This window comes from Gemmiger sp. An50, from assembly GCF_002161595.1.
In the GTDB taxonomy this organism is placed as follows: domain Bacteria; phylum Bacillota; class Clostridia; order Oscillospirales; family Ruminococcaceae; genus Allofournierella.
This window is the reverse complement of sequence record NZ_NFID01000004.1, coordinates 93,454-105,367: the sequence shown is the minus strand read 5'-3', so window position 1 is coordinate 105,367 and position 11,914 is coordinate 93,454. Positions and strand designations below refer to the sequence as shown.

General features: G+C 62.6%; 10 protein-coding genes. 4 read left to right on the top strand and 6 right to left on the bottom strand.

Features of this window, described 5'->3' with window-relative positions; translation table 11 throughout:
* Positions 1-249: 249 nt before the first annotated feature.
* Both licT and B5G03_RS05635 read left to right on the top strand, forming a co-directional pair.
* Positions 250-1,134, top strand: coding sequence for a BglG family transcription antiterminator LicT (gene licT, locus B5G03_RS05640; RefSeq protein ID WP_087180784.1), 885 nt, complete (start codon positions 250-252; stop codon positions 1,132-1,134).
* 5 nt (positions 1,135-1,139) lie between these two features.
* Positions 1,140-3,269: a PTS sugar transporter subunit IIABC gene (locus B5G03_RS05635; protein WP_087180783.1), complete on the top strand. Its 2,130-nt coding sequence runs from the start codon at positions 1,140-1,142 to the stop codon at positions 3,267-3,269.
* Positions 3,270-3,360: 91 nt separating this feature from the next.
* Here B5G03_RS05635 and B5G03_RS05630 read toward each other — a convergent pair whose 3' ends face one another.
* Complete coding sequence (locus B5G03_RS05630) at positions 3,361-4,107, bottom strand: M23 family metallopeptidase (RefSeq protein ID WP_087180782.1); 747 nt, start codon at positions 4,105-4,107, stop codon at positions 3,361-3,363.
* Between the two features lie 215 nt (positions 4,108-4,322).
* On the opposite strand from B5G03_RS05630, the gene B5G03_RS05625 reads away from it, so the two are divergent.
* Positions 4,323-5,252, top strand: coding sequence for a PfkB family carbohydrate kinase (locus tag B5G03_RS05625; RefSeq protein WP_162613349.1), 930 nt, complete (start codon positions 4,323-4,325; stop codon positions 5,250-5,252).
* On the top strand, positions 5,249-6,166 hold the full coding sequence (locus B5G03_RS05620) for a pseudouridine-5'-phosphate glycosidase (protein WP_087180780.1): 918 nt from the start codon (positions 5,249-5,251) through the stop codon (positions 6,164-6,166). Before B5G03_RS05625 ends, B5G03_RS05620 begins: the two co-directional genes overlap by 4 nt.
* Before the next feature lie 67 nt (positions 6,167-6,233).
* Here B5G03_RS05620 and B5G03_RS05615 read toward each other — a convergent pair whose 3' ends face one another.
* The 5 genes from B5G03_RS05615 to B5G03_RS05595 all read right to left on the bottom strand — a co-directional run bounded on the left by B5G03_RS05615 (position 6,234) and on the right by B5G03_RS05595 (position 11,888).
* Entirely contained in the window at positions 6,234-6,689 is a 456-nt protein-coding gene (locus B5G03_RS05615) for a polysaccharide deacetylase family protein (RefSeq protein ID WP_087180779.1), read from the bottom strand.
* Positions 6,686-7,951, bottom strand: coding sequence for a glycosyltransferase family 2 protein (locus tag B5G03_RS05610; protein WP_087180778.1), 1,266 nt, complete (start codon positions 7,949-7,951; stop codon positions 6,686-6,688). The genes B5G03_RS05615 and B5G03_RS05610 overlap by 4 nt, the downstream gene beginning before the upstream one ends.
* 165 nt (positions 7,952-8,116) lie before the next feature.
* Complete coding sequence (locus B5G03_RS05605; protein ID WP_242962300.1) at positions 8,117-8,572, bottom strand: threonine/serine exporter family protein; 456 nt, start codon at positions 8,570-8,572, stop codon at positions 8,117-8,119.
* Positions 8,569-9,339 (bottom strand): threonine/serine exporter family protein, encoded by a 771-nt coding sequence (locus B5G03_RS05600; RefSeq protein ID WP_087180777.1) that lies wholly within the window; start codon positions 9,337-9,339, stop codon positions 8,569-8,571. Before B5G03_RS05600 ends, B5G03_RS05605 begins: the two co-directional genes overlap by 4 nt.
* On the bottom strand, positions 9,336-11,888 hold the full coding sequence (locus B5G03_RS05595; RefSeq protein ID WP_087180776.1) for a YfhO family protein: 2,553 nt from the start codon (positions 11,886-11,888) through the stop codon (positions 9,336-9,338). The genes B5G03_RS05600 and B5G03_RS05595 overlap by 4 nt, the downstream gene beginning before the upstream one ends.
* Between the last annotated feature and the right edge of the window lie 26 nt (positions 11,889-11,914).

The following is an 11,914-nucleotide window of genomic DNA, read 5'->3' as shown; positions in this document are numbered from 1 at the left end:
TTCCTGTTTTTTTGTTGACAAAGCTTTCTGTCCTGTGCTATCCTGTGAACAGTTCAAAGTCGATACGGCTTGTGACTGGTAATGCAGGCAAGACCAAACTTCTCTCGGTGCGATTTCATCGCCGGGTGTGGTTTGGTCTTTTTTATTTGCCAAAACCGGTCCGCCGGAATGCAGCGCGATGTAAGGAAAGGTGATGAAACGCATGAAGCACGGCATGTTTGCCGGTGCGGTTTGTGGGGGGATGAGCCCATGACCTCCCCCATGGAACAGCACGGCACCTACAAGATCCTGCGGGTGATCGGCAGCAACTTCGTCTGCTCGCAGGATTCCACCGGCCAGGAGATCATCCTGCGGGGTCTGGGCATCGGATTCAAAAAATCCGCCGGGGACCTGCTGCCTGCCGCCCGGGTGGAAAAGGTATACGCCTTGCGGGACCCCGGTCAGTGCGACCGGCTGATGCAATTGATGCAGGACGTGCCCAGCGAATACCTGGACATCAGCACCCACATCATCGAGACCGCCGAACGGGTGCTGGGACGGCGGCTCAGCGAAAACGTGTATATCACCCTCACGGACCACATCTCCTTTGCGGTGGAGCGGCTCCGGAACGGGGTGGAATACCCCAACCAGCTGCTCTGGGAGATCAAAAACTTCTACCCCCAGGAATACGCCCTGGGCCAGCAGGCGCTGGACGTGGTGGAAAGCGTGCTGGGCCTGCGGCTGCCCGAGGACGAAGCCGGCTTCATGGCGCTTCACATCGTGAACGCCGAGCTGGACGGCCGCATGGCGGACATGGTTCCCATCACCAAGCTGATCCGCGAGGTGGTCAATTACGCCCAGGCCTACTACGGGGTGACCTTTGACGAAAGCTCGGTGGATTACGAGCGGTTCGTGGTGCACCTGAAGTTTCTGGCCCAGCGGCTGTTCCAGGGCCGCTACGCGCCGGACGGCGACACCGGCTTCCAGAACCTGATCGCCCGCCACTACGCGGCCGATTATGAATGTGCCCAGGCCATCGGCCAGCACATCCGGGAAACCTTCGATTTGAACTTTCCCAGCAGCGAACAGTTCTTTTTGACCGTCCATCTGCACCGGCTGTCGGTGTCGATGGGCCTGAGTACAGAGGAGGAATGAAACCAATGAAAGACAAGATCTTCGGCGTATTGCAGCGCGTGGGCCGCTCCTTCATGCTGCCCATCGCCATCCTGCCGGTGGCAGGCCTGTTCCTGGGCATCGGCGGCTCGCTGACCAACGAGACCATGCTGGAGGCCTACGGCCTGATGGGTCTGCTGGGCCCCGGCACCTTCGCCAATGCCATTCTGCAGGTGCTCAACTCTGCCGGTTCGGTGGTGTTCAACAACCTGCCCATCATCTTTGCCATGGGCGTCGCCATCGGTATGGCCAAGCAGGAAAAGGAAGTGGCGGCCCTGGCTTCCGCCATTGCCTTCTTCATCATGCACGCCACCATCGGCGCCATGATCGGCGCCTTCGGCGCGCCGGACCTGGCGGGCGCCACCGCCGATGTGCTGGGCATGACCAGCCTGCAGATGGGCGTGTTCGGCGGCATCCTGGTGGGCCTGGGCACCGCGGCGCTGCACAACCGGTTCTATAAGATCCAGCTGCCCCAGGTGCTTTCCTTCTTCAGCGGCACCCGCTTCGTGCCCATCATCTCTTCTGCCGTTTACCTGCTGGTGGGCATTGCCATGTACTACATCTGGCCCACCATTCAGATCGGCATCAACGCCCTGGGCGGCTTCGTGCTGGCCTCCGGCTACGCGGGCACCTGGCTGTACGGCTTCATCGAGCGCGCACTGATTCCCTTCGGCCTGCATCACGTGTTCTACATCCCCTTCTGGCAGACCGCCGTGGGCGGCACCGCCACCGTGGCCGGTCAGCTGGTGGAGGGCGCCCAGAACATCTTCTTCGCCGAGCTGGCTGCTCCCGGCATCGAGCACTTCTCGGTATCCGCCACCCGCTTCATGACCGGCAAGTTCCCCCTGATGATCTTCGGCCTGCCCGGTGCAGCCTTCGCCATGTACCGCTGTGCAAAGCCTGAAAACCGCAAGGCGGTGGGCGGCCTGCTGCTCAGCGCGGCCCTCACCTCCATGCTCACCGGCATCACCGAGCCCCTGGAGTTCACCTTCCTGTTCGTGGCCCCCGCTATGTACATGGTGCACTGTGTGCTGGCCGGCGCCTCCTACATGATCATGCACATCCTGAACGTGGGCGTGGGCCTGACCTTCTCTGGCGGCCTGATCGACCTGACCCTCTTCGGCATCATGCAGGGCAACGAAAAGACCAGCTGGCTGTGGATTCCCGTGGTGGGCGTTGTCTACTTCGCGGTTTACTACTTCGTGTTCAGCTTCATGATCCGCAAGTTCAACTACATGACCCCCGGCCGCGATGACAACACCGAGGCCAAGCTCTACACCCGCAAGGACCTGGAAGCCCGCAAGAAGGCCGGTGAAGTGACCGAGGCCGAGGCAGCCGATGAGCTGTCCGCTCAGATCACCCAGGGCCTGGGCGGCAAGGACAACATCTCCGACGTGGACTGCTGCATCACCCGCCTGCGCTGCACCGTCAAGGACCCCGCCAAGGTGGACCAGCAGCTGCTGAAGGCCAGCGGCGCTTCCGGCGTGCTGTGCAAGGGCCAGGGCGTCCAGGTGGTGTATGGTCCCCGGGTATCCGTCATCAAGTCTGACCTGGAGGCTTACCTGAAATCCTCCGCTTCCGATCATCCCGCTCCGGCGACCAAGCCCGCCCAGGAGCCTAAAAAGGCCGAAACCAAGCCCGCCGACGCTCCCAAGGCCGGCGGCGAGCGCCTGACCGTGGTCAGCCCTCTGGCCGGTAAGATCATTCCGGTGGAAGAGGTTGCCGACGGCGTATTCAGCGAAAAGATGGTGGGCGACGGCTTTGCCGTGGAGCCTGAGGCCGACGAAGTTCTGGCCCCGGCGGACGGCGAGATCACCCTGGTGTTCGACACCAAGCACGCCTTCACCATGCGCACCGCCCAGGGCGTGGACCTGCTGGTCCACATGGGCATCGACACCATCCGCCTGAACGGCGAGCCCTTCACCCTGAACATTCAGCAGGGCGACACCGTGAAGGCAGGCCAGCCCATCGGCACCATGGACCGGGCGGCCATCCTGGCCGCGGGCTACCGCACCGTGACTCCCGTCGTGGTGGGCAACCTGGACGATCTGGGCGGCTTTGAGCTGACCCGCACCGGCGAGGTAAAGGCCGGCGATGCGGTGATGGAAGTCTTCTGATTTTTGCTATCCTCTCAACTCCTAAATACACAGATGCGCAAAGCCCCGGCCTGGTTTCAGGCCGGGGCTTTGTGTTTTTTCTGTTTTGTGTTCAGCTCTCACTCAGATACTGGCGGGGGTCCTCGTAATTGCCGCCCCGCAGCGTTTCCAGATGCAGGTGGGGCTCCAGCGCGCTCTCGGCGGGGGCCTGGTCCAGCGTGGCGATGGCCTGACCGGCCAGCACCTCGTCGCCTGCCTTCACCAGCACGCTGCCGCTGGCAAGGCCGCAATAGCGCCAGGTGACGGCGCCGTCGTCGATCTCCACGATCTGGCCCCACATGCCGTCCTCATACACGGCGGTGACCCGTCCGGACACCGCGCTCTTCACCGGGCTCTCGGCCTCGCAGAAGATGTCCAGCCCGTTGTGGGTGCGCCAGTCCTTCATGGTCTCGTTGTACACCAGCTCGTCGCCGCTATATTCCTGCCCAGTCTGCCCATCCACCGGCCACACGAAGGACGGCGCCGGCGCAGCGGCAGGCTCTTCGGGTACGGCGGTAGGCGCGGGCTGCTCCTGCGAGCCAGAGGAGGAAGCCGGCGAGGGCGAGGGCTTGGCCGAGGCGCTGGGCCTGGGCGTAGCGGTGGGGGCGGGAGTCGCCTTGATGGGCACATCCTCCACATCCTGTTCGACCGGCGCCTTGGGCAAGTCCCATATTGCCTCACCTCCCTGATCTGTCTGCGGTTTGTTCTGTTCCACAATGTTTTTCACGGCAAAAAAGCTGCACGCCGCCGCGATCACGATGCACAGCGAAAGCGCCCAGTACAGCCCCCTGCCCCGAAACAACGAAGCGATCCATTTCATTCCCTTTGCTCCTTATCTTTTGCAGTTTTGCGGCGGCACAGCCGGTTGCCCCACCAGTGTTCCGTTGCCGCTTTGCCTTTAGTTTTGCGCCAAAAATGCCAGTTTATACATGTGCCGGATGTCACTTGAAATCCCCTTTTCTGAATAGTACAATAAGGGTGAAAAACGTCACCGGCCGCAAGCGGCGGCCAATTCAACGGAACGGAGGGCTGTTTTTGACACAACCTTACATCGCCGGTATCGGCGGCGCAAATGTGGACATCCACGGCCAGAGCTTCGCGCCCCTGATCATGCGGGACTCCAACCCCGGGCGGCTGCATCTGTCCATGGGAGGCGTGATGCGCAACATCCTGGACAACCTCACCCGTTTGGGCGAAGCCTGTCAGATCGTGACCGCGGTGGGCGACGACGCCTACGGCCAGATGCTGCGCACCGGATGCCAGGCGCTGGGCATGGGCACCGAGGGCATGCTCACCCGGCCGGGGCATTCCTCCTCCACCTACATTTCCATCATGGACTCCGCCGGAGACATGCTGGTGGCCATGAGCGACATGCGCATCCTCACCGAGATGGACGAGGGTTTTGTGGCCGGGCAGCTGGAGCTGCTGAACGGAGCGGAGCTGGTGGTCTGCGACGGAAACCTTTCCGCCAGCGCGCTGAACTATCTGACCGCCCACTGCACCGCGCCCCTGTGCGTGGACCCGGTGAGCACCACCTGGGCCCGCAAGCTGGTGCCCATCCTGGGCCGGTTCGACACCATCAAGCCCAACCGGCTGGAGATGGAGATTCTGGCGGACATGCCCATCGCCACCGAGGAGGACCTGGAAGAGGCCTGCACCCGCGTGCTGGCCGCCGGTGTGCGCCGGGTCTTCGTGAGCCTGGGTGCAGACGGCATCTACTACAAGGGCCCGGGCGGCAGCATCCATCGCCGCAGCCGCCGCTTCGACCAGATGGTCAACGCCACCGGCGCGGGCGACGCCACCATGGCAGGCATCCTGCACGCCACCCGCAAGGGTCTCAGTGAAAGCGAGATTCTGGACTGGGCGCTGGGCGCGGGCCTTGTGGCCATCAGCGGCAAGGACACCATCAATCCCGACATGAGCGAAGAAGCCATTCATCAAATGATAAAGGAGTATGTGAAATGAACCTGAAGCAGTATCTGGACATCACCCCCGAAGTAAAGACCGCCCTGGAAGAGGGCAAGCCCGTTGTTGCCCTGGAGAGCACCATCCTTTCCCACGGCATGCCCTACCCCCAGAACCTGGAGTTCGCCGCCGAGGTGGAGAAGATCATCCGGGCTGAGGGCGCTGTGCCCGCCACCATGGCCATCATCGACGGCCGCATGAAGGTGGGCCTGTCCGCCGGCGAGCTGGAGCTGATGTGCAAGGGCGAGGGCGTTGTGAAGGTGAGCCGCCGCGACCTGCCCATGATCCTGGCCGAGGGCGGCACCGGCGCCACCACCGTGGCCTCCACCATGATCCTGGCCAACCTGGCCGGCATCAAGATCTTTGCCACCGGCGGCATCGGCGGCGTGCATCGCGGCGCCGAGACCACCATGGACATCAGCGCCGACCTGCAGGAGCTGGCCCACACCTCCGTGGCTGTTGTCTGCGCGGGCGCCAAGATGATTCTGGACATCGGCCTGACCCTGGAATACCTGGAGACCATGGGCGTTCCCGTTCTGGGCTACCAGACCAGCGACTTCCCCGCCTTCTACTGCCGCAAGAGCGGCTTCGGCGTGGACTACGCCGCCAAGGACGCTGCCGACGTGGCCAAGATCGCCAAGACCAAGTGGGATCTGGGTCTGGAGGGCGGTATGCTGATCGGCAACCCGGTGCCTGAAGAGTTCGCCATGGACTTCGACGAGATGAGCGCCATCATCGACAAGGCTCTGGCCAGCGCCAACGCCGACGGCGTGCGCGGTAAGAACATCACCCCCTACCTGCTGGCTCACATCGTGGAGTACACCCAGGGCCGCAGCCTGGCCACCAACATCCAGCTGGCCTACAACAACGCCCGTGTGGCTGCCCGCATCGCCCGGGAGTACGCCGCTCTGTAAGCGTTTCGCATCAAACCATTTTGCCCCCTGCCTCACCGGCAGGGGGCTTTTTTGTTTTGCCCGGATTTCAGATAGTCACATGATAACCGGCCGCTTCCATCTGGCTGAGCGTTGCGAAGGCAAAGCCGCGGCGGCGCAGCTCCGGAATTATCCGCTCCAGGTCAATCCGCGTCTCGCCCTCGGTGAGCTGGTTCAGATTGGGGTGGCTGCTCGTATGGCTGTCGATCTCATGCCCGCTGGCCGCTATCTCCTTCACAATAATCTCATTGCCCTCGATCTGCTCCCCCACCAGAAAAAAGGTGGCGGGCGCCTGCTCTTCATACAGTACATCCAGCAGCCTCCGGGTATACCGGACGTTCGGCCCGTCGTCGAAGGTCAGCGCCACGACCGGCTTGCCCGTCAGCTCCTGCGGCGGGATGGGCGCCCGCTGGACCCGCCGGAAGATATATCCCAGCAGCAGTGCCGCCACCAGAGCGGCGGCAAGCAGCACCCCTGCCGGAAACAAAAGCTCTTTTGCTTTCATTTCCACTCCCCCTTTTTGCCCATGATGTGGCACAGATAACCGTTCAAGGATGCTGTGCTCTGCACCAGCTGGAAGAAAAGCAGAAACAGAACAAATCCAAATACCGTGTTTTTGAACGGAATGCCCAGCCGCTTTTGGTACCGGTAAACGGTCCAGAAGAACAGCGCCCCCACTAGCGCGGTGAACAGGGTAAGCAGACCCACCAGATAGCAATAGCCGAATAGCGCCAGAATCACCCCGGGCACAAAGCCGAACAGATAGGCAAGGTCCAGATAGAGGATGCTCAGGTTCACACTGGTGAAATACCGGGCATAGCCCCGCTGCCGCCAGGGCGGTACCTCCCGCAATCCCTCCAGCATGCCCATGGCCCAGCGCCGCCGCTGCCGGTAGAGCCCGCCGAGCGTCTCCGGCACCTTGGTATAGCCCACGGCGGCGGGCTCATAGCCGGAAGCATAGCCCAGCTCCAGCAGCCGGTAGGTGAGCACGATGTCCTCGCCCATCACCTGCCGCCAGCCCCCCGCCTGGCGCACGGCGCAGGTATTGTAGGCGCTGAAGGCCCCCTGGGCCACCAGGGTGGAATCGTAACTGCCCTGAAACCGTTTCACCGCCGCGATGCTGAGCAGGTAGTCGTAATTTTGCAGCCTTGCCGCCAGACCCCGGGTGGGGTTCTGCACGAACAGGTTGCCCGCCACGCAGCCCTTTCTTTGCGCCGTGATATGGTTCATAATTCGCTGCACCGCGTTTTTCTCCAGCCAGGTGTCCGCGTCCACGGTGAGAAAATGCCGGGTGCATACCTGCGCCAGGCCCATGTTCAGGGCATTGGCCTTGCCCAGCTGCTCACAATACAAATAGCGTACCGGCCGGTTTGCCGGAGCCAGCCGGGCCAGGGCCTGGATCTGGCGTTTGGTGCCATCGGTGGAAGCATTATCCACCGCCAGAATGCAGATGCGCCCGGCATAATTCTGGCTGAACAGCGCCTGGATGGTCCCGGCGATGATCCCCTCCTCGTTGTGGGCGCACAAGACGACGGTGGTGTCCTCACAGGTTTGCGGATACTGACGCACCTTCCGGTGCAGCAGGTTGGAAAAGAACATGGCGCTCATTAAATAACCCGGCAAAAAGGCGATGCCCACCACCACTGCCCACACATAGACCGGCGGCAGCACCTGTGCCGTTTCCTGAATCCAGGGGACCGACAGCCAGACCGACAATGCCAGCCACAGCGCGCCAACCCCCACGGACAGGATGAATTTTTTCTTCACCCGAATCCCCCCTTTTTTTCGACAGCCTATGCTGAACGAGGAAAAGGGGTGCCGGGCCCTGCGAGCCGCCCGCCGTCAAAGTCTGCTTTTTTACGCAAAAAATCCCCGCGCGGCCTGCCTGCCGCGCGGGGATCTTTCCGCAAAAAGAATTTTTATGGATTTTCGTCAGCGCTTATCTCGGCGCAGATTGCTGGGCTTGAGCGGGATGGACATGACCATCGCGATGCCCATGGCCAGCGCCACAGCGATTTTCAGCGTCTCCGCGCCCTTGGCCGCGCACTGAACGGTGTCGCCGGTGATGAAGGCGTAGGCGGTGTAGTAGATGCCCGCGCCGGGCACCAGCGGGAAGATGCCGGGAATCAGGAACAGGGTCACCGGGGCGCGGCGCACGATGGCGAAGGCCCGGGTGGCGATGGTCAGCGGGATCACCGCCACCAGACTTGCCAGCACCGAGCTGGGCTGCATCTGCATCATAGCCCAGTAGACCAGCCAGCCGATGGCGCCCACGGTACCGCAGGCGGCAAAATGCCGGGGCGGCACATGGAACAAAAGGCCGAAGCAGACGGTGCCCAGAAAGGCCAGCGCCAGCTGGCGCAGAAACTCGATCATCATCAGCATCATACGTTCACCCCCGGGATCATGGTGGCCAGGCCCAGCACGAGGCCCACGCCGCAGGCGATGCAGGCGGCAGTGAGCAGGGCGTCCAGCAGACGGATGGTGCCGGACAAAAAGTCCGCCATGATCAGATCGCGGATGCCCAGGGTCAGCGCCATGCCGGGCACCAGAGACATCAGCGCGCCGATGATGGACTTATCCATATTCTGGCCAAAGCCGGTGAGGAAGAGCAGCATGGTGGCCAGTGCCACAAAGGCTGCCCCCAAAAACTTGGTAAACAGCTTGTTCAGACCCCAGCGGCCCATCCACAGCAAAAATACCTGCAAGCCAAGGCCCACCGCCAGAGCGATCAGGCCGTCCTGCCAGATGCCTCCGAACATGAGCGCAAAGCAGGCGCTGCCCGCGCCGCAGGCCAGAATCTGATCCCGGCTGGGGGCGTAGGGCATCTTTTTGATTCGCTCCAGCTCTTCGTAGGCCTCATCCAGGGTCACATGCCCCTGGGCGATCTTGCGGGAAAGAGCGTTCACCGCCTCCACCCGGCCCAGGTGCACCTCACTGGCGGGCACGCTGCGGATCTGGGCCGGCTGGCCGTAATCCGTGCCCATACTGGCGAACAGGCCGTTGGTGAGCACATAGCCGTGGAAGCTGTCCACCCCAAGGCTTTTGGCCATGATCTCCATGGTCTGCTGGGTGCGGCTCACCTCGGCCCCGTTTTTCAGCAGCACCTCGCCCGCCGCCATCACAAATTCCAGCACACGCTGCTGGTCGTTCATAACATTTCTCCCCTATCCTTCTGCGTTTTGCGCCGCCCGGCCGCATACCAGCCCAGCACGGCGATCAGGCACAGGCCACTCACCGCCGCGCCTGTGGCCGCGCCCGGGTGATGGTAGGTCAGCCGGATCTGATTTTCCCCTTCTTCCAGCCGCACGCCCATCATGCCCTCAAAGACCTGCTCCACCGGCACCGGCTCGCCGTTGCGCTCGGCGGTCCAGTGGGCTTCGTCCTCCCAGGCGAAGGGCAAAATCAGCAGATCGTTCTCTTCGCTGCCCTGGGCGGTCACCTGGATGCTGCCGCCCTCCCGGATGGTCAGCTCGGTGGGTGCGTTTTTCTTCAACTGCGCAATGGCCCCCGCCAGCGCTGTCTCATCCAGGCTGTAGATCTGCAGCTTATCAATATACTGGGCCGGGTCCTCCACGCCCAGCTGCAGGCAGACCGTCTGCCCGGCTTCCAGGCTGCCCAGCGGGAACACGCCGCCCAACGAGTCGCCCTGGAAGTACTCGCCCAGCAGCTCACCGTCCAGCTTTACGTCCGCCGGCAGGAAGTTGCCGGTATCCGGCACCGCCAGATAGCAGGGCCCGCTCACCGGTATGGTGAAATACACGGTGAGCCCCTTGCCCTGCTCGTCCACCGTCACATTCTGAGCAGGCAGAAGCGCGTCGGCACCGCCGGGCACCAGCGCCCGCAGCATCTCATTCTGTAACTGGAAGGTATTGCTGCTTCCCTCCACGTCCACGGTCAGAGCATCCGCGCTGCCTACATAGGCCAGCGGCAGAGCATAGGGATTTTCATACACCTCCAGCTCGGTGCCCAGCTCCAGCTTCTGATAGGGCGCGGGTACCGGGCGACTGCCGTCGGTATACAGATATTTAATGCCCAGCAGGCTGTCCGCCACCGCGGTGGAGCCCCAGCCGTAGGTGGTGTAGTTCACATAGCCCAGCTGCTCCAGCATGGGCTTTGCGGTGCTGGCCTTGGTGGAGGAATAATGGCTGATGCCCCAGTAGCCCAGCAGCATGGGGTCATTCAGGGTGCGCATGAAGTTCTTTTCCAGCCGGTAGTAGCCATCGTCCTTCTGCTCCAGCGCCTGGACCACTTGACGGCCCTGGTCGTAGAAGGTCTCGAATCCGCTTTTGGGGTAGCTTTCAAACTTGCGCAGGCTGAGCATGCTGTTCACACCCATGTCCGCCGCAGCCAGGCAGCAGAAGCCCGCGGTGCCCAGCAGAGCCACACTGCGCTTTGTGCCCAGCAGCCAGATGCAAACCAGCGTGCCGAAGTAAAGCCCGCCGCACATGACCAGCTTGAGGGCGGAAAACTCCTCCCCGGCGGTGGCGGTGTAGCCGGCCAGCCAGAGCGCGCCCAGTACCCCGGCCGCCGCGAATGCCCAGACCTTGGGCCGAGCCGCCAGCAGAGCGCGGGCGGCCAGCAGCAGCAGGAACAGGCTGGCTAAAAAGCTATAACGATACGGGAACCAGACCGGCTCCTTGAAGCCGTGCCAGATCAGATCAATGCCGCTCACCCAGAAGCTGAGCACCAGCGCCGCCAGCACCCCGGCGGCGGCTAGCTTTTCCCGCAGGCGAATCTTCTCATTGAAAAAGAAGAAGAGTCCCAGCACCACGCAGAACACGCCGCAGTAGATGTTGGGCAGGCCGCCGGTCACGTCCTCCCAGAAAAAGTTGCCGAAGAACAGCTGCCACACCAGCTGGGGCAGGCTGAAATTGGGCTCCAGCGAGAGCTCCATGGCAAACAGTGCGCCCTTGCTCTCCTCAATTTCCACCAGCGCCGGATAGAGCAGCACCATGCCCAGCCCCGCGCCCAGCACGCCGCTGGCCGCAAACCGGCCAAACCGGTGGGCAAACAGGCGGCCGGTCCGTTCGCCCAACTGTTCACTGGTGGCCCAGTAGTAGAAGAAGTAGATCACGCTGAACAGGCACACCGCCCAGGCGGTGTAGAAGTTCAGGAGCACACAGGCGAACACCAGCCACAAAAGCGCCCAGTGCCGGCCGGTATCCACCAGCCGTTCCAGAGCCCACAGCACCAGCGGCGCCAGCAGCACCACGTCCATCCAGATCACATTCTGGCTGTAGACCACGCAGAAGGCGCAGAGGCCATACCCCTGGCTGAGCGCCGCCAGCAGCGGGCTGGCGCTGTTCAGGTGCTTTTGCAGAAAGAAGCAGCAGGCCGTGGCGGTGAGGGCGGTGCGCAGCCAGAACATGAGCTGCACCGCCACCGGAATCATGCGCAGCGGCAGCGCCAGCAAAATCAGATTGAAGGGGCTGGCCATGTAATAGGCAAACAGGCCCAGGGTGCTGCCGCCGCACAGCTTGGCAAAGCTGTAGAACAGGCCGCCCTCGCCCAGGCGGCGTTTCAAATCCGCCAGGTAGGCCACATACTGGCCGTTCAGATCGCCGGTGAGCATGGTGCCGTCGCCGAAGGGCCAGAAGCCCAGCAGCAGATAAACGCCGCCCACCAGCACCATGGCCAGGGTAAAGCAGAAGATCAGATTGTTCCGCTGCGCCCGGGCGCAGGAGTTTTGTGTCTTTCCCATGGTATTCCTCGATAGCAGATTTCGGC